This window comes from Streptococcus canis, from assembly GCF_900636575.1.
Taxonomy (GTDB): domain Bacteria; phylum Bacillota; class Bacilli; order Lactobacillales; family Streptococcaceae; genus Streptococcus; species Streptococcus canis.
In genome coordinates this window covers 1,372,717-1,391,845 of record NZ_LR134293.1, presented here as the reverse complement: position 1 = coordinate 1,391,845, position 19,129 = coordinate 1,372,717, and the positions used below count along the sequence as shown (strand labels likewise).

15 protein-coding genes and 2 pseudogenes are annotated in these 19,129 nt (G+C 39.2%); 5 read left to right on the top strand and 12 right to left on the bottom strand.

The window, feature by feature from the left end; genetic code table 11:
- The first annotated feature begins 45 nt into the window (after nucleotides 1–45).
- From EL097_RS07115 to EL097_RS11230, 3 genes and pseudogenes are all read left to right on the top strand, one after another.
- Nucleotides 46–1,407 (top strand): carbohydrate ABC transporter permease, encoded by a 1,362-nt coding sequence (locus EL097_RS07115; RefSeq protein WP_129545006.1) that lies wholly within the window; start codon nucleotides 46–48, stop codon nucleotides 1,405–1,407.
- A complete protein-coding gene (locus EL097_RS07110; RefSeq protein ID WP_003043958.1) occupies nucleotides 1,407–2,243 on the top strand; it encodes a sugar ABC transporter permease in 837 nt (278 codons plus the stop codon). The genes EL097_RS07115 and EL097_RS07110 overlap by 1 nt, the downstream gene beginning before the upstream one ends.
- Nucleotides 2,244–2,396: 153 nt before the next feature.
- Nucleotides 2,397–3,147, top strand: a pseudogene (locus EL097_RS11230) (LacI family DNA-binding transcriptional regulator).
- Between the two features lie 194 nt (nucleotides 3,148–3,341).
- Here EL097_RS11230 and EL097_RS07100 read toward each other — a convergent pair.
- The 7 genes and pseudogenes from EL097_RS07100 to uvrB all read right to left on the bottom strand — a co-directional run.
- Nucleotides 3,342–4,142: pseudogene (locus EL097_RS07100) on the bottom strand (IS630 transposase-related protein); the annotation flags it as partial.
- Nucleotides 4,143–4,351: 209 nt separating this feature from the next.
- Entirely contained in the window at nucleotides 4,352–5,614 is a 1,263-nt protein-coding gene (gene dltD / locus EL097_RS07095) for a D-alanyl-lipoteichoic acid biosynthesis protein DltD (RefSeq protein WP_129545005.1), read from the bottom strand.
- Complete coding sequence (gene dltC / locus EL097_RS07090) at nucleotides 5,607–5,846, bottom strand: D-alanine--poly(phosphoribitol) ligase subunit DltC (RefSeq protein ID WP_002984216.1); 240 nt, start codon at nucleotides 5,844–5,846, stop codon at nucleotides 5,607–5,609. Before dltC ends, dltD begins: the two co-directional genes overlap by 8 nt.
- 15 nt (nucleotides 5,847–5,861) lie before the next feature.
- The gene (dltB, locus tag EL097_RS07085; protein WP_003043970.1) at nucleotides 5,862–7,118 is read right to left on the bottom strand and encodes a D-alanyl-lipoteichoic acid biosynthesis protein DltB; all 1,257 of its coding nucleotides are present in this window, start codon (nucleotides 7,116–7,118) and stop codon (nucleotides 5,862–5,864) included.
- Nucleotides 7,115–8,653: a D-alanine--poly(phosphoribitol) ligase subunit DltA gene (gene dltA, locus EL097_RS07080; protein WP_003043973.1), complete on the bottom strand. Its 1,539-nt coding sequence runs from the start codon at nucleotides 8,651–8,653 to the stop codon at nucleotides 7,115–7,117. Before dltA ends, dltB begins: the two co-directional genes overlap by 4 nt.
- A gap of 11 nt (nucleotides 8,654–8,664) precedes the next feature.
- A complete protein-coding gene (locus tag EL097_RS07075; protein WP_003043975.1) occupies nucleotides 8,665–8,808 on the bottom strand; it encodes a teichoic acid D-Ala incorporation-associated protein DltX in 144 nt (47 codons plus the stop codon).
- A 260-nt stretch (nucleotides 8,809–9,068) separates the two neighbouring features.
- On the bottom strand, nucleotides 9,069–11,051 hold the full coding sequence (gene uvrB, locus EL097_RS07070; RefSeq protein WP_003043977.1) for an excinuclease ABC subunit UvrB: 1,983 nt from the start codon (nucleotides 11,049–11,051) through the stop codon (nucleotides 9,069–9,071).
- 187 nt (nucleotides 11,052–11,238) lie between these two features.
- Between uvrB and EL097_RS07065 the strand changes: the two genes are divergently transcribed.
- Nucleotides 11,239–13,416 carry an ABC transporter substrate-binding protein/permease gene (locus EL097_RS07065; protein WP_003043980.1) on the top strand — a complete coding sequence of 726 codons (2,178 nt, stop codon included), beginning with the start codon at nucleotides 11,239–11,241 and terminating at the stop codon, nucleotides 13,414–13,416.
- A complete protein-coding gene (locus tag EL097_RS07060) occupies nucleotides 13,416–14,156 on the top strand; it encodes an amino acid ABC transporter ATP-binding protein (RefSeq protein WP_003043982.1) in 741 nt (246 codons plus the stop codon). Before EL097_RS07065 ends, EL097_RS07060 begins: the two co-directional genes overlap by 1 nt.
- A 298-nt stretch (nucleotides 14,157–14,454) precedes the next feature.
- Here EL097_RS07060 and EL097_RS07055 read toward each other — a convergent pair whose 3' ends face one another.
- From EL097_RS07055 to EL097_RS07035, 5 genes are all read right to left on the bottom strand, one after another.
- Nucleotides 14,455–15,834 (bottom strand): PTS sugar transporter subunit IIC, encoded by a 1,380-nt coding sequence (locus EL097_RS07055; protein WP_003043985.1) that lies wholly within the window; start codon nucleotides 15,832–15,834, stop codon nucleotides 14,455–14,457.
- A 175-nt stretch (nucleotides 15,835–16,009) separates the two neighbouring features.
- Entirely contained in the window at nucleotides 16,010–16,459 is a 450-nt protein-coding gene (locus EL097_RS07050; protein ID WP_003043987.1) for a DUF3284 domain-containing protein, read from the bottom strand.
- Complete coding sequence (locus tag EL097_RS07045; protein ID WP_002992853.1) at nucleotides 16,456–16,791, bottom strand: PTS lactose/cellobiose transporter subunit IIA; 336 nt, start codon at nucleotides 16,789–16,791, stop codon at nucleotides 16,456–16,458. Before EL097_RS07045 ends, EL097_RS07050 begins: the two co-directional genes overlap by 4 nt.
- A 2-nt stretch (nucleotides 16,792–16,793) precedes the next feature.
- Complete coding sequence (locus tag EL097_RS07040) at nucleotides 16,794–17,105, bottom strand: PTS sugar transporter subunit IIB (RefSeq protein WP_003043988.1); 312 nt, start codon at nucleotides 17,103–17,105, stop codon at nucleotides 16,794–16,796.
- 22 nt (nucleotides 17,106–17,127) lie between these two features.
- Nucleotides 17,128–19,122, bottom strand: a complete 1,995-nt coding sequence (locus EL097_RS07035; protein ID WP_003043990.1) for a BglG family transcription antiterminator — start codon at nucleotides 19,120–19,122, stop codon at nucleotides 17,128–17,130.
- Nucleotides 19,123–19,129: the final 7 nt, after the last annotated feature.

The following is a 19,129-nucleotide window of genomic DNA, read 5'->3' as shown; positions in this document are numbered from 1 at the left end:
ACCTGATTTACCGACTCTGGTATCCTAAAATAAAGGAGAATCGATATGACTCAGTCAAGTTTGACACCACAAGTATCTGTGACAGAAGCCATGAAAAAAGGAAGTTGGGATATTAAGCTCTCTGCTATTATCATGGGATTTGCTAATATCGCCAACAAACAATTTGTCAAAGGTACCCTATTTTTAATCAGTGAACTGGTATTCCTGATAGCTTTTGTATCCCAAATCATTCCTGCTATTGGTGGACTCTTCACCCTTGGTACCCAAACTCAAGGAATGGCCACCAAAACCGTTGATGGCATTAAAATCCAAGTAGCCGTTGATGGAGACAACTCCATGTTGATGCTTATTTTTGGTCTGGCATCACTCATTTTCTGCCTAGTCTTTGCTTATATTTACTGGTGTAACCTCAAAAGCGCTCGCAATCTTTATCTTCTCAAACAAGACGGACAAAAAATTCCAACCTTTAAAGAAGACTTTGCGACACTTGCCAACGGTCGTTTTCACATGACCTTGATGGCAATCCCACTCATCTGTGTACTATTATTCACTATTCTACCTCTAATTTACATGATCTGTTTGGCCTTCACCAACTTTGATCATAATCACTTACCTCCAAAATCTTTATTTGATTGGGTTGGCTTAGCTAACTTTGGTAATATTTTTAGTGGTCGTATGGCTGGAACTTTCTTCCCAGTTTTCTCATGGACTTTGATTTGGGCTGTTTTTGCCACAGTAACCAATTTCTTTTTTGGTATTGTTCTCGCCCTATTAATCAATACCAAGGGGCTAAAATGGAAAAAAATGTGGCGTACTATCTTCGTTATTACCATTGCCGTTCCTCAATTCATCTCATTATTGATTATGAGAAACTTGCTCAATGACGAAGGTCCTCTAAATGCCCTCCTCAATAAAATCGGCTTGATTCATGGGTCGATACCATTTTTATCTGATCCTCTCTGGGCAAAATTCTCAATCATTTTTGTCAACATGTGGATCGGTATCCCATTTACCATGTTGATTGCAACTGGTATCATCATGAACCTTCCAAGTGAACAAATTGAAGCTGCTGAAATTGATGGAGCGAGCAAATTCCAAGTCTTCAAATCTATCACTTTCCCTCAAATCCTCTTGATCATGACACCAAACTTGATCCAACAATTCATCGGAAATATTAATAACTTTAATGTAATCTACCTTCTTACTGGTGGTGGCCCAACAAATTCCGAATACTATCAGGCGGGAACAACAGACTTGCTGGTCACTTGGCTCTATAAATTAACCGTTACTGCTGCTGACTACAATCTAGCTTCTGTTATCGGTATCTTAATCTTTACAGTTTCGGCTATCTTTAGCTTACTTGCCTATACTCGAACAGCATCATACAAGGAAGGAGCGGCTAAATAATGAAAAACAAACGTCGATTTCAACTTGGCCTCGTTTATGCCACTTTAATCATCCTCTCAATCATTTGGCTCTTCCCAATCGCTTGGGTCCTTCTCACTAGTTTCCGTGGCGAAGGGACAGCCTATGTGAATTATTTCATTCCAAAAACCTTCACGCTAGATCATTACATCAAGCTCTTTACCAATGAGACTTTCCCATTTGGTCGATGGTTTATGAATACCTTTATCGTGGCAACCTTCACTTGTATTATCTCAACTTTTATTACGGTGGCTATAGCTTATTCACTTAGCCGTATCAAGTTTAAATTCCGTAATCGCTTCTTGAAACTGGCTCTTATTTTAAACATGTTCCCTGGTTTCATGAGCATGATTGCTATCTATTATATCTTGAAAGCTTTAGGCCTTACCCAAACCCTGACAGCTCTTGTTTTGGTTTATTCAGCAGGTGCTGCCCTTAGTTTTTACATCGCAAAAGGGTTCTTTGACACCATTCCTTACTCGCTCGACGAATCAGCCATGATTGACGGAGCTACACGAATGGATATCTTCTTCAAGATTACCCTTCCACTGTCAAAACCAATTATTGTCTATACTGCTCTACTAGCTTTCATGGGCCCTTGGATTGACTTCATTTTTGCCCAAGTTATTTTAGGAGACGCCACAAGCAAATACACAGTTGCTATTGGACTCTTTTCAATGCTCCAGCCCGATACCATTAACAACTGGTTTATGGCCTTCACTGCTGGTTCTGTTCTCATCGCCATTCCAATTACCCTCCTCTTCATGTTTATGCAAAAATACTATGTTGAAGGAATCACAGGCGGTTCTGTTAAATAAGTTACAAAATGCCAAACCTTCTAAAGGACTTGCCTTTAGAAGGTTTTTGATAAATAAGACAGTCGATAATAGATTTAGCTGGTACTCCTTCTTACCAGCTAAATCTATCAATGATTCCTTGACTTTTACCATGAATTCGGATATAACAAAACTATGACATCTGAAATTACTATTAAAGATATTGCGCGAGAAGTCGAGATTTCTGTAACAACCGTTTCTTACGTGTTACACCAGCGCAATGATCAAAAAATTAGTGAAGAAACCCGCAATAAGGCCCTTCATATTAGCAACCTTCTTAACTATACGCCTAATCAGGCAGCCAGATCATTGTCACACAATAATCAAACAGTGTTGTCCTGTATTACAAATATGTAGATACCATTTTAGCTAGGGCTAAACAACTGCATACCATTAGTTTTCTATCCCGTCTCCTGCACGAGCAGGACTATCAACTGGTTTGCCTAAATGAAGATAGCATTGAAAAATTTGATTAGGCTGACCTCATCTTGACCTTAGACATTGATAATGACATTTTTAAAAGATTGGGAAACTTCATTTCAAAACCCTAATTGCCATTGATAGCTTTGTTAATGACCCCCTCTTCTTCCAGATTAATACAGATTATGCTGCTCTCAAAAACCAGACAGAACAGTTTTTCAACAAAAAACCTTATCCCCTGCTTTCCTTGCCTATTACTAATCATGAGCGATATGAGCACGTTTCTGCCCTCTTTCCAAGTTTGCACATTATAAAAGACCTTCGTGAGCTAACCCACTTTGAAAAAAATAATCTTTTGCTGATTGATGAGAGTTTAAACCAACTCTTTGACCACAAGCCACAGAACCTTTACCTGCCAACAGTTCATCTCCCAAAAGGACAGTTAATTTTAGATGCTATTGAATAGGCCAAAAAATGCCAGCCTGATAAAAACCATAACCTTCTGGTGTAAAGTCCGAGAGGAGTGATCTATCTCGACTAATTTCTTGTAACTCAAAACCTTGCCTCTTTAGATAAAGGAGCAAGGTTTTTTTGATGTCTAATCTAATAACAAGATCTGACTTACATCTCTCATCAGTCTCTAAATTGTGTTTACTATAGTCAACTGAAACAGGAGCAAGACAAAAGTGACTTAAAAAAGTATCGTTCTGACAATACTTTGCTGAGGTGTTTTTGATATGAGTCCGTATTTTCTCAATAAAATGATACTCAGGTGAGTACGGAGGAAGGGGTAAAAGTCTATGTCCCTGCTCCTTACACAAGACCTCTAGCCTACTCCTCCTATGAAACGTTGCCTTGTCCATAATGACAACCAATGTATCTAAAGCGGGGAGTAAGACTTTTTGGAACAAGTCACTAGTCATAGGCTCTTTGTAAATAATGGGGGCTATAAGCTCACCATTTAAGAGACCTGCAACTAAAGATAGTCGCCAGTACTTTCTTTCAGAAACCTGACCTTTTAAGAAAGGACCATAGTCTTGATAAACTATGGTTTCCCCTGTCTCATCACTAGAAACAAGAGTCAGGTGCCCTAAGTGGTTACATGCGTTAAGGAACAGAGCTACTTGTTCAGGAGCTTGCTCCTAATAGCTAGAGCACTTTTTTCGATTATACCCTATAGCTTTGAGAACCTACTAAATAGCGGTTGGCTGACAGCCCAACTCAGAAACTATTTCAATCAAATAAGCAGCTGGATAAATTTCAAGATAGTTTTTTTAAGTTATCCCTATCAACTTTTCTTGATTTGTTTTCTCTAACTTGGTGAGTAAGCGCGCCTGTTTTCTCTTTTAGTTTTAGCCGTTGATAAGTAGTGTTACGTGATAGTTGAAAAACGAGAGATGCTTCAGAAATGCCGCCAGTTTTGTCACAGTATGCGAGAACTTTTTTACGAAAATCTAGTGACTATGCCATAAAGCCACTATATCATAAATGTACTCTATTTATTTCATTTTGCTATACTTGAAAACAAGTCTGACCCTTCTTCTTTCTCTACACCTTTTGCACCTCGCCGCAAACAAATAAGACCAAACTTAGATGGTCTCAGGACAGGCTAAAATAGCAGCTGTCACAAGAGAGAATCATCTTGTTTCAGTCTTATTAAACTTATGATGTTATTCTTCAGCTTCGGAAACCAAGCGCTTGTTTGCCCACTCTTTACCATAAAAATAAGGGGTTATCCGATAGCTTGGCGCTGGCTGCTTCGTTTCTAGAAATGGTTGAACTTCTTTATCAAAAGCTAACCAGCCATTCCAACCAATGTGAATGGTGTCTTGCATGAAATAGGATTCGCCACCATCTTTTGAGAAGTCAGCAATATGATGAAAGCCTTGTGATTTTAATTGATACTTAATCTTGCGAACTGCCTCTTGATACTTGTCTTGATTGAGTCCTGTATAATCTGCCCAAGCCTTATTCACAGGTGTGATGATGAAAATAACATCTGTTTTTTGCTTGGCAAACTCTGATAAGAGCAACTGAAAATCATTGTATTCTGGGGAAGCAAGATAACTATAATTAACTTGGAAATTTTTATACAGATTGTACTGGGGAGCAATGCGCTTACTATAAAAGGTATTCTTAATGCCAAAACGATTATTAGTCGTTGCCAGTTGACCTCTTTTAGTTGCTAGCTCATTCAATCGTTGATAGGAAAATGTTTTCGGCAATCCTTTGACCCGCGGCACAATCTTAGTCTCATAATTAGCTGATTTACCTAAAAAGCTAAAGAGAGACTCTTCTCGAAGGGCCACTTGATGTTGACATTTCAAAATAGCCCTATCCCAATGACTAAGCGTTTGACCCTTGCTAATCTTTTTAAGTAAATGTGATTTAGAAACTCCGGGATTTACCTCAAGCAAACGCCTAGCAGCAAATTGTGATTCTTTATCAGTCTTCGCTTGTAGTAAAAATTCAATCACTTGGGTATTGGACAAATACATTTGAACTGCCCCTGGATTGGTCCCCTGTGGAGTAAACCACTGAGGAGACACTACAAAAACTGCCTTTTCCCCTTGCATATCCTTGGAAATCTGTTGCATACCATAATAATGTGATAAAGAAGCTGATCCTCTTTTGCCAATTAAAAATGGTCTATAACTCCGCTTGTAGCGCTCTGCGAGCACCGACGGGTGCATACCGTCCATTCGACTCCATTCGCTGGAACCAAAAAAAGGAACAAAGCGGCAACTTCTATCAGATAAGGCTTGTCTTTTAATTAAGCCATTCTTAAAGGAACTATCCGTGATGGCAACAGCATTTGATTTTTCCTGAGTTAAGGAATGATCAGGTTTAGTCGGAAAACTAAAAATAGTGACAATAACCAAAAGGGAGGCAATAAGAAGAGGACCTAGGATTAACCAGAGTCTCTTAAGCATGCTGTAATTCCTCTACACCTTGAACAATCTTAGTCACGGTATTCCAATCATCACGACCAAATTCTGAAATAGGCACTTTGATATTGAAGGTTGACTCCAGCTCAACAATCAGTTCCACTGTCCCAAGACTATCCAAAACACCTGCATCAAACAAGTCTTCGTCCATCATCTCTGAAACATCTTCCATAAATAAACGATCAAATAATTCAATTACAGTTTCTTCAATAGACATTTTATACTTCCTTTATTAATGTAGTGGTCTGTTAAACCAAAGATCATTTAAAAATCCAGAGAATAACAGAAGTGAAAACATGACAACGTGGAAGGTTATCACGATACATAAGACATGGAATGCCTTGCTCTGAAAGAGGGGTGAAAGACCTTTTTTCTTACGAAGACGATTCATTTCTTTTTTCTTGCGAATCCAAGCATCGTTGACAATCAACCCAATCCCATGGAAGAGTCCATAGGCAATGTAATACCAAGTCAAGCCATGCCAAAATCCCATGACCAGCATATTAACCAAATAGGCAATACCAGAGGTAACATTTCGATTTTTAAAGGCCTTATGTTTGATTAATAAATGAACCAATCGCATAAAGACATAATCTCTAAACCAGAAAGACAAACTCATGTGCCATCTATTCCAGAAGTCTTTCAAGCTTGCTGATAAGAAAGGCATGTTAAAGTTTTCTGGCGTCCGAATGCCTAATAGGTAGGAAATACCAATCGCAAACATCGAATAACCAGCAAAGTCAAAAAAGAGATTCAAGCCATAGACATACATGACAAGGATGGTCTCTTTGTTAAAATAACCTCCAACCATTAGGGCCTTATTTTCAATAATAGGGAGTAAAATCCCACCCAAGCAATAAGAAATGATATGCTTGTAGAGGAAACCTAACATGATATACATCACTGCTTTGTTGAGCATGGCCAGATAGGTATTGCGGTCAGGAAGAGTATGATAATCTTCTTGAAAACGCCTAAAGCGATCAATAGGACCACTTGAAAAGGTTGGGAAAAAAATCATGAAGCGAATAAAGTCAGACAAGCTAACCTCTTTGAGGGTACCATCTCGCAATTCAATAATCACCCCAATACTTTTGAAGGTCAAATAAGAAATCCCTAGAAAGCTAAAGAGAGTTTGAGGAGAAGGTCCTGTTAAGGGGGCCACTTTGACCCAGATAAGGGGGAATAAGCCCATCGCAATAGCTAGGTAAAATACTCCTGCACTATTGGCTTTCTCCCGGTATTTCTTGTAAGCAAAGACGCTAACTACCTGCCAAATGAGATAAAAGAAAAAAGCTAATAATTGCAGATAGTGGTCTCCCCCAAACATAAAGAAAATGAAAACCAAACTGACCAAGGTTTCATAAGTGCTTAAGCGCTTTTGCTTAAAAATCCCAATAATGGCAGGTAAGAATGCCAAGATAAGGTAAACAAAATAAATAGGATTCCCATAAGGTTCCATATAGGGAACGTGATCAAAAAACGTCATCATCGGTTATTGACCTCATTAATCAAAGCTTTAATGTCAATCTTACCATTTGGAGTCAACGGAAGACTGTCTCGGTAGATAAATTTCGAGGGCATCATATAGGCCATCATCTTATCTTTTACAGAAGCTTTAATAGCTTTTGTTAGGTCTAATTCCCTATCGAAACGCTCTTTAACACCGTCTTTCACAACAATATAGGCAAGGAGATTTTGAACCTTATGTTCTTTATTGTATCTTGGAACAGCCACAGCCGATGCCACCATTGGTGATTGATTCAACTGCTGGGAAACATCTTCCAATTCAATACGATAACCAGCGTATTTAATTTGAAAGTCTAAACGGCCACCATACAGCAAAATATTATCTTCTGTCAGTGAGCCAATGTCCCCTGTATGGTAAGCAGCTTGTCCATTAAAGGTGAAGAAAGCTTCTGCTGTCTTCTCAGGATTATTGAGGTAACCTTTTGACACAGCAGGCCCTGTAACAATAATTTCACCCTGCTCTCCTGGAGCTAGCTCCTTACCATCTTCATCAATGATATAGGTGGGAGAATCTGGTTTTGGGTAGCCAATCGGCAAACGGGCATAATTATCCACCATTTCTCTGGTAATTTCAATAGCAGATAAGGCTACCGTCGCTTCGGTTGGTCCATAGGCATTGATAATCTTGGCATTTGGGAAACGTTCAAAGAGTTTGCGAGCTGTAGAAACCGTTAATTCTTCACCATCAAAGTAAAAATGCGTTAAGGCTGGCATCTTAGCTTGGCAAAAATCATCGCTAAGCATGGCCATATCAGCAAATGAAGGTGTTGATGTCCAAATGCCAACAGGTAGTTGCGCAATTGTCGTAAATAACCGTTTAAAGTCTATCACCAATTCTTTCGGAAGTGCAAATAGGGTTCCACCTAAAGCCAAGGTAGGTGCCCAGTACATGACAGAAAGGTCAAAGGAATAGGGTGGCTGCGCCAGCATTTGTGGCTGTTTGGGTACGTCAAATGCCGAATCTTCAATCATCCAGTTGGTAAAGCTCAAAAGATTGTCATGTGAAATTTGCACCCCTTTTGGTTGACCCGTCGTTCCAGAGGTGAAAATAATGTAGTAATTATCATTTCCTTTAACAGAATGTGTTCGCTCATAGGGCATCTCTGCTAATTTTGCCGACTCAATCTCTGCTAGTGAGACAAGGGAAATTCCTTCGATAGTAACAGGAAAGTCCTCAATAGCAATGATTAAACTTGGCTTAGCAATCTCAATAATCGCTAAAATACGTTCTGGTGCTGAATGCACATCTACTGGGATATAGGCGTGACCTGATTTGGTCAAGGCTACAAAAGTAGCTAACATATCATAAGTTTGAGCCCCAAAAACTAAAACTGGAGATTTTGCCGGTAACCCTAAATTATCTATAAATGAGGCAATGCTATCAGAATCTTTTTTGAGTTGTCCATAGGTGCGACGTTCCCCCAAACAATCATAGACTGGAAAATCAGCCTGTGTCTGAGCAAACTGCTCAATACTGTCAATCATATCCTTAATCATCAGTCAATCTCCTAAAATTCATTGTAAATAAAGTTACTTTGACCATGTCCTAGATAACCAAAGAAATAGACCAGCAACATTAAAATCAGATAAAATAAGATTGTTTTACCAATAAAAACAGCAATTTCTCTCATTCTTGATTTGTTTTTTATCATACTTTACCTTCTTGTATTAGTGAAATAATGTACTAAAAAATTCTACTCGAAAAAGCCTCACTTGACAAGCTAAAAGTTAAATTATTAAAAAGAAAATTTATTTAATACAAAACTCTCTAAAATCTTAATCTTAGTTTCCTATCAATGGCTCTTTAAGCATTATTTTAGGAGATTAACTTAAAGTTTTCTTAACGGAAAAAACAATTAAAAAATCAGCCAGTTTCTTGACTGATTCCTGAGGACAGTAATACTCAGTCCATTCATTTAAGTTCTAAAATCATGTCACGAATTTGGGCAGCTAATTCAAAATCAAGCAACTCTGCTGCTTCTTGCATTTGTTTTTGTAAGGTTTTGATAGCTTCTTTTCGTTCTGATGCAGACATGGTTTCATCATTAACCGCTAACTCTGCTACATCAGTCTGACTTGTCTTGCTAATGCTGATAAGATCTCGAATATCTTTCTTTATGGTTTGCGGGATAATGCCATGTTCCTCATTATAAGCCATCTGAATCTCACGACGACGAGCCGTTTCGTCAATCGCTCGTTGCATAGAATCCGTCATCTTGTCCGCATACATAATAACATGTCCATCAGCATTTCGAGCCGCACGTCCAATGGTTTGAATCAAGCCGCGTTCATTGCGGAGAAAACCTTCTTTATCAGCATCCAAAATGGCTACAAGACTAACTTCTGGCACATCAATCCCCTCACGGAGCAGGTTGATTCCAATCAACACATCAAAAACACCAAGTCGTAGATCACGAATAATTTCTGTTCGCTCTAAGGTTTTAATATCACTGTGCATATACTTGACCTTGACCCCCATTTCTTTCAGATAGTCTGTCAAATCTTCTGCCATTTTTTTTGTTAAAGTTGTGATAAAGGTTCGCTCCCCGCGGTCTACACGTTGGTTAATTTCTCCCAATAAATCATCCATTTGCCCCATGCTAGGCCGCACTTCAACTTCAGGGTCAAGTAGCCCTGTCGGTCGAATGATTTGTTCAACGATAGTGTCCGTCTGCTCCATTTCATAATCGCCTGGTGTTGCTGAAACATAAACAATTTGATGCACATGACTTTCAAATTCCTCGCGCCTTAAGGGACGATTATCAAGGGCAGATGGTAAACGAAAACCATAATCAATCAGCATTTGTTTTCTAGCTTGGTCTCCATTATACATCCCTTTGATTTGCCCCACAGTCATGTGGCTTTCATCAATCATAATTAGAAAATCTTCTGGAAAGAAATCTAACAGGGTATAAGGAGGCTCTCCTGCTGATCGGCCATCCATATGGCGAGAATAATTTTCAACCCCATTGGTATAGCCCATTTCACGCAACATTTCAATGTCATATTCTGTTCTCTGGCGTAATCGCTGCGCCTCAAGCAATTTACCTTCTGCCTCAAAGACCTTCAATTGATCTTCAAGTTCTGCTTGTATTTTAGCAATGGATTGCTCCATGTGTTCGTCATTAGTCACAAAGTGAGTGGCAGGAAAGAGGACTAAATGATCAACCTCACCGATGATTTTTCCAGTCAAGCTTTCAATTTCACGAATACGGTCAATCTCATCCCCGAAGAATTCCACCCGAAAAGCATGCTCATCTCGTGAAGCCGGAAAAACCTCAACCACATCGCCCCGCACTCGAAAACGTCCCCGCTGAAACTCAATGTCATTACGCTCAAACTGGATATCTACTAATTGATTTAACAGTTGGTCTCGGGAAATTTCTTGTCCGGGACGAAGGCTAACGGCCGAATCCGCATATTCTTTTGGAGACCCTAACCCATAAATACAGGAAACAGAAGCCACCACAATCACATCATTACGTTCCAACAAAGCCGAAGTTGCTGAATGACGAAGTTTATCAATTTCATCATTAACTGAGCTATCTTTTTCAATATAGGTATCACTGGATGGCACATAAGCTTCTGGCTGGTAGTAATCATAATAGGAAACAAAATATTCCACGGCATTATCTGGGAAAAATTCTTTAAATTCCCCATAAAGTTGACCAGCTAAGGTTTTATTGTGAGCAATGACTAAGGTCGGTTTATTGACCTTGCTAATCACTTGACTCATGGTATAAGTCTTCCCAGTACCGGTCGCTCCCAAAAGAATCTGAGCCTTCTCTCCACCTTCGATATTTTCTACTAAGGTCCCAATGGCCTGAGGCTGATCACCTGATGGCTCATACTTTGAAACTAATTTAAATGGTTTATCATCGCGTTTATCAATCATTCTCGTGTCCTCTAACATCTATCTCCTTCTTATTTTAACACAGACAGGAAGGAATAAGCTTTTAAAAACATCGAAAACCTCCCATAACGATGTTAGGTTTCCTTACATAGAAAAGAGAAATTTGTTGCTTTCCTTAAAGAAATTTGCTATAATTAGTCATATTTTTTATTTTTATAAGGAGATTAGTATGACGTACAAATTAAAAGCATTACTGCTTGCCATAGTATCTATCTTTGTCATGACAAGTGGTATTGCAAGCGCTGAAATAATTGATATTGTTTCGGATACGGCTTATGCCCCATTTGAATTTAAAGATTCAGATCAGGTTTATAAAGGAATTGATGTTGATATTATTAATGAAGTAGCCAAACGTCAAGCTTGGGATTATAACATGACTTTCCCGGGATTTGACGCTGCTGTGAATGCTATCCAATCTGGTCAAGCTGATGCGCTTATGGCTGGCACGACCATTACTGAGGCCCGTAAGAAAGTCTTCCATTTCTCAGACCCTTATTACGATACCAAAATCGTTATTGCAACGCGCAAGGCTAGCCCTATTAAAAAATACAGTGAGCTAAAAGGAAAAACGGTTGGGGTTAAAAATGGAACTGCAGCCCAATCCTTTTTAGATAAATACAAAAAAAAGTATGGTTATACTGTCAAAACATTTGACACGGGCGACCTCATGTATAATAGCTTGTCTGCTGGTTCGATTGCAGCTGTCATGGACGATGAACCAGTCATTCAATACGCTATCAGCCAAAACCAAGATCTTGCCATTAATATGAAAGGTGAGGCCATTGGTAGTTTTGGGTTTGCTGTCAAAAAAGGCAGCGGTTATGACTATTTAATTGATGATTTCAACACTGCTCTTGCAGAAATGAAGCTTGATGGTACCTATCAAGCCATCATGGCGAAATGGTTAGGAACAGACGACAAAGCCACTACAAGCCAAGCAATAGGGGATGCCTCTGCTAAGGCAACCCCAGTAAAAACTAGCTATAAAATTGTTTCTGACTCCTCTTTTGCACCTTTTGAATTCCAAAATGACAAGGGCAAATATGTCGGCATTGACATGGAATTAATTAAGGCTATCGCTAAGCAACAAGGTTTCAAACTCGAGATTGCTAACCCAGGGTTCGATGCTGCTTTAAACGCTGTGCAATCTAGCCAAGCAGATGGTGTCATCGCTGGTGCTACTATTACTGACGCTCGTAAAGCTATCTTTGATTTTTCTGATCCTTATTATACTTCTAATATCATTTTAGCTGTTAAGGCTGGAAAAAACATCAAGAACTATGAAGACTTAGATGGAAAAACGGTCGGTGCTAAAAACGGAACATCTTCTTATACGTGGTTGAAAGAAAACGCTGCTAAATATGGCTATAAGGTCAAAGCATTTGATGACGGGTCAACCATGTATGACAGTTTAAATTCAGGTTCTGTTTCAGCTATTATGGATGATGAAGCAGTCCTCAAATACGCAATTTCCCAAGGCCGTCGTTTTAAGACCCCTCTTGATGGCATCTCCACTGGTGAAGTTGGTTTTGCCGTGAAAAAAGGGACTAATCCTGAATTAATCGAAATGTTCAACAATGGTTTAGCTGCCTTAAAACAATCTGGTAAATATGATGACATTATCGACAGCTATCTAGATTCAAAAAAGGCGGCTACACCAACTGAAAAAAGTGTTGATGAATCAACTATCGCAGGACTGCTCTCTAACAACTATAAACAATTGTGGGCTGGTCTTGGAACAACCCTCAGCCTAACTCTTATTTCATTTGCTATTGCTATGATTATCGGAATCATCTTTGGTATGATGGCCGTGTCACCAACTAAACCACTTCGACTCATTTCAACAGTCTTTGTGGACGTCGTTCGAGGAATTCCTTTGATGATTGTCGCTGCCTTCATTTTCTGGGGAGTACCAAACCTTATCGAGAGCATGACTGGCCACCAATCACCGATTAATGATTTCTTAGCAGCTACTATTGCCCTATCGCTTAATGGCGGTGCTTATATTGCTGAAATTGTTCGCGGTGGTATTGAAGCTGTCCCAGCAGGACAAATGGAAGCTAGTCGCAGTCTTGGTTTGTCTTACGGAACCACAATGAGAAAAGTGATTCTGCCACAAGCTGTGAAACTGATGTTACCTAACTTTATCAACCAATTTGTTATCTCGCTAAAAGACACAACCATTGTCTCAGCAATTGGTTTGGTAGAACTCTTCCAAACAGGTAAAATCATTATCGCTAGAAACTACCAGTCATTCCGTATGTATGCTATTTTAGCAATTATTTACCTCATCATGATTACACTCTTAACAAGACTTGCAAAACGTTTAGAAAAGAGGCTTAACTAATGGCAGAATTAAAAATTGATGTCCAAGATTTACACAAATCTTATGGACAAAACGAAGTATTAAAAGGGATTGATGCCAAATTCTACGAAGGCGATGTCGTTTGTATCATTGGTCCTTCTGGTTCTGGAAAATCGACCTTTCTCCGTACCCTCAATCTTCTTGAAAGTATTACTAGCGGTAAGGTTGTGGTCGACGGTTTTGAACTATCAGACCCTAAAACAAATATTGACAAGGCGCGTGAAAATATCGGGATGGTGTTCCAACATTTCAACCTTTTCCCTCACATGACCGTTCTTGAAAATATTATTTTTGCTCCTGTTGAACTCGGTAAAGATTCTAAAGAAGTTGCTAAAAAACGCGGAATGGCGCTTCTTGAAAAAGTTGGTCTATCAGATAAGGCTGATGCTTTCCCAGGCAGCCTATCAGGTGGGCAAAAACAACGTGTAGCTATTGCAAGAAGTTTAGCCATGAAGCCAGATATTATGCTTTTTGACGAACCAACTTCTGCTCTTGACCCAGAAATGGTCGGGGACGTTTTAAACGTTATGAAAGACTTAGCTGAACAAGGCATGACCATGTTAATTGTTACTCACGAAATGGGATTTGCTCGCCAAGTAGCTAATCGTGTTATCTTTACAGACGGTGGCCAATTCTTGGAAGATGGCACTCCTGAAGAGATTTTTGATCATCCTAAGCACCCTCGTCTCATTGAATTTTTAGACAAGGTCTTAAATGTCTAATAGAGCAGACACCATACTAACTTCCAAAAACATAAAAAGGCAAGGAAACATATCTCCTTGCCTTTTTGGGTTACTGTTATTATTCAAATCAGCAAAATAGAGATACCCTTATCACTCTCTCCTTCATAAGAGTATCCCTATATACGTTATTACGGGCGCTTACGTTTCGTTAGGTAATAACCTAATCCCGTAAGAGCTAGTCCCGTCACTATGTGTAAGTATTTGTTACTAGCCAGCGGACTAATGGCAACGAGAAAAAAGCCAACAGCCATTAAAAAAGTTGCTCCATTTTTTTCTGTCATGCAAGGTCACTCGCTTTTTCTTTATTGGCCAAAATGACAAATGGTGCCCAGATAAGGAAGGCAACAAAGAGGTTAAACAGTGAAACCAAACCTGCCATAATATTACCTCCAGTAGCTAGGTAAGCATAAAGTCCAACAGGGGTAATCCAAGGTACTGATAAGAATACCGGTGGAATCAAACCTATTGCAGTAGCAAAATAAGCTATGCTAGCACAAATTGGTGGCACAATTAGCCACGGAATCACAAAGGTTGGATTCAAAACAATTGGCATCCCAAATGTAATTGGTTCGTTGATATTGAAAACACCCATTGGTGCGGACAATTTGGCAATGGTTTTATGCTCTTCTCGTTTTGAGAATATGAAGATAGCAATAATCAATGCCAAGGTTACTCCTGAACCACCCATTTGAGCATAAGCATCAAAGGACCCACGTGTCCAAAGGTATGGTAAATTAGCAGCGCTATGCGCTGTATTGTAAGCAGCTGTATTTTCTGTTAAAGCTACCATATAAATACCATCCATCACTGGGGCTAAGACATTATGACCATGCAAGCCGAAGAACCAGAGCAGTTGAACTAAGAAGGTTAACAAAATAACTGAACCAATACCCTGTGACAAGCCTAGCAATGGCAATTGGATATAGGTTGAAATGACATCACTTAGGGAAGAACCTGTTAATGCAAAGATGAGGTAGGCGAAAACTGCCGAAGCGTAAATCGCAACTGTTCCTGGAATAATAGCAGCAAAGGCTTTATTAACCGCAGGTGGTACATTGTCTGGTAAGGTAATGGTAATGTTACGTTTGGTCAAAGCCGCATACACAAAACTTGACAAAAAGCCAATAATTAAGGCTGTGAACAAGCCTGTGGCACCAACATACTTTAGAGCTATTGCTCCCCACTGACTGGTTTCAATACTTGAAGCTCCACTCGCAGTAACGACTGAAAGCCCCATTTCTTTCAAATTGCTAATTAAGCTAGCAGAGGCATTTTCAAGTGGTGTCGAAATGGTTAAAGTCTGAGGTAGGGTGGCAATAAATGAGGCAAAAGAAATCAAACCTCCTGCCAATGGATTAATCTTATGCATAACAGCTAAATTGTAACCGAAAGCAAAGGCAAAAAAGAGCGCCATGATACCAATTGTCCCAAAATAAACATAGCCATTGATGTCGATAACAGGTTGCATAGCTTTTACAAATCCTGTCCATCCCATATTATTTGGAATATCGCGTAAAAAAACGTTCAATAAAACAGCAACTGAACCTGCCATGGTAATAGGCATCATTGAAATAAAGGAATCACGAATAGCTACTAAATGCCGTTGTGACCCAATTTTTCCTGAAATCTCCATAAACTTATCAGAAAAATACGACATAAATCTTCTCCTCTTTTTATTTTTTTAATGTAACAAAGGTAACCTTAAAAGCGGCGGTGTCTGCCTAACACAATTATCTCAAAGTCATCCTTGTTAAGCGTGATGCTTAGAGATAACCGATAATCGTCTCTTATCCAAATGACTCCTTCTCTCATTCAAGATCTGTGAGTAATCTTCACAGAGATGATAGTTGCTGCAACTGCTTAGCATATTGGATAAGGGCTGCTAACTGAGCTTGAGATTGGCGTTCTAGACTTTTTTTGAACAGTTTGCCAACAATAAATTGATTTGCTTTTTGAAAAATATCTAGAGGATGATAGTCATAAGAATAGGTAATTCTGGTCCGATTCTCCCCCAGAGCCTCTAATTGATAAGCCAGTTCTTTTATCCCATGATTGGAACTAAAACAAGCAGTATATAATTGCGGAGCCTCTAGGGCGGTAATAAGCACCCTAACTGTATGCTCTTTGTGTTTACCATAATGTTTAACATAGTTTATCCCCGCTTTGATATCATCTCTTGACAACTGTCTCAAGGTATTTTGTCGGTAATCTTCTTGAAGCGATACCAGCATGGCTTCAAAACAATGATGAATGGAAACATCCCCTTCTGCTGAAATGATCATGATTCACCCCTTTGTATTGCTGACATTTTGTCGTAAACGGTAACCAATTCCTTGGCTAAATCAATAAAGGCTAAGGCAGTCATCATGTGATCTTGCCCATGCACCATCAATAAAGACAATTCAACCGCATCACCAGCTGCTTCTTGGGAGAGCAAATGGGTCTGCGATTTATGGGCAATATTTAACGAGTTTGTCGCTTCTTGAAGTAAGTGCTGAGCCTCCTCAAACTGCCCATCTCGTGCTGCATGAATAGCCTCCACGGCCTTGCCCTTGGCTTCGCCTCCATACATGATTAAGCCCATAATAGCTTCTAAATTGGATGGTTCCGTCATGCCTATTCCTCCATCATCGCTAGGGCTGTTTCAAGGACTTTTTTACCGTTCATAAGACCATAATCAGCCATGTTAATGGCATCTACTTTAATATCTGGTTCAAACTTATCTTTAAAATCCTTTAGTAAGAATTTGACTTGTGGGCCTAACAAGAGAACGTCAATGCTATTAGCAGCCACTTCGTTGTCAGCTTCACTCACAGGAACTGCCCAAATAGAAACTTCAAGGTCACGCGCTTGGGCTGCTTTTTGCATCTTAGTCACCAACATACTAGTTGACATACCGGCATTACAAACTAACATAATAGATTTCATAAGGTTTCTCCTTTTAATCGTTTTAATCATGAATAAGTGAGGTAAACACTTCCATGAATTTGGAATAATTTGGTTCTTCTAGTAACCTTTGCTGAAGCTCCACCTGATTGACAAAAGATGCCAAACCTGGTGATACATATTTTAACTTATGATTATGCCCTTTAGACGGAGATAATAAAAAGACAAAATGAACAGCTTGATGCACCTCATCCCACTCAAGAGGCTCTCGGCAAATAGCCACTACTACCTGTTCAGAATAAGTCATGGGATTAGCAGGATGCGGAAAGGCAAGCACTTCTCCATAAATAACTGGACTGTAATTTTCCCTCAGTACCATTTGATGATAGAAGTCCTCTACAAACGTTTCTGTCCCCACCTCATCAAGACAAGCAATCATCCGTAAAAGCAAGTCTTCCTTTGAGATTTTCTCGTCTAAATAAAGAAAACGATTAGGACTAAAAACACCTGTTAGAAGCTGATCTGCTTTTGCTAAACTCATCTGTGACGATAACTTGACCTCTTTTTTGATGCCTTCTTGTTCTCCAATAAACTCTCGAATAGTTTCAATATCCTGATTTGACAAAAAGACACTGACGGTAATCACTGGTGTTAAAAACATCAGATTAGCAAGGCTGATAGAGGAAATAATCACATCAACGGTTTTCAGTCGCTCTTCAGTTATTTCATAGTAACTGATAACATCGACAATACGCAAACGTCCTTCAAATTCCTTTTCCAAGCGATTTTTCAACATCATGGCACTACCATAACCTGTGGCACAAACTACTAGAACCCTCACTTTATGACGGTTTGAATAACGCTCAATGGCTGCCATTAAATGCAAACTAATATAAGCCCATTCATCGTCTGAAACATCATTCTTTTGACAGACAGGCAAATCCGCAAAGGTCTGCTTGGTAAGGGTAAATATTTCAGGATACTGGCTTTTAATTTCCTCAGTTAAAGGATTGGTCAGCTGAATATGGTTTTCAAGACGTGTAGTCAAGGGCATCATGTGGGCTAATAAACCTTGAAGTAAATTGGTATCTGTTTCTAAAGTCATGCCTGTCAATTGACTAACCTTGGCAATACATGCTTTTAAATGGTCCTGCAACTTTTCGTCGGTATTATCATCTTGCCAATGCTTACCGACAGAATGTTTGACCTTTAGATGCAGTGCAATATAATTAGCCTCCTCTTTTGGAAAACGTATCCCCATCACTTCTTCCACTCGATACAAAATGCGCAGAGCTACTTGATACTCATCAGACTGACGAATCGCTATTGGAATGGAAAACAGTCCTAATGGATACCCCGATCGAATACGCTGAACCATTAGGGCAATATGCAAAACTAGATTATTCATGACAAAATCAGAAAGTTTCAACTTAGCATCCCGACATTCATCCAAGACAATAATCATGATTTCTGCGAAATTAATACCTTCAAGAAAGGTATTACCTACCATGGTGGACAAGATATTATCAAAACTAGTAACAAAAAAATAGTCCATGATAAAATGCCTAATGTCCTCTTCTTTACCTCTTATTTGAATATGTTGGTGAGTTATTTCAAGCTCTAACTGGTAAGGTATTATGCGCTCCTTAATGCCTGCTAAAACATGTTTTAACGTTGTCCGACTGATATACAATTCTTGACAAAGCTCTTCAAAATCCTGAACGGCATCTTCAAAAAAGAATTTATGAAGCACATAATCTTCTCGATCAACCGATTCTTCCACTTGAGTCACATCTGCCAAACGTTTTTTAGACGTCACACTTTCTTGCCAAAAGATGTCAAATGCCATAGAATGGTCAATTTCTAAGCAGTAACCTCGACCTTGTTTAGAAATGATGTGAGCCCCGTGTTCAGGAAGGCTACTGATCAGTTCTTTGAGGTATTTCCTAACCGTACGGTCACTCATACCAATAACCTCAGCCAGAGTTGCACTAGAGACAAACTGCTCTTTGTGATGGATTAGAAATGTTATGATGGCCAGTTCTTTTTTTGATAACATTAGTCCT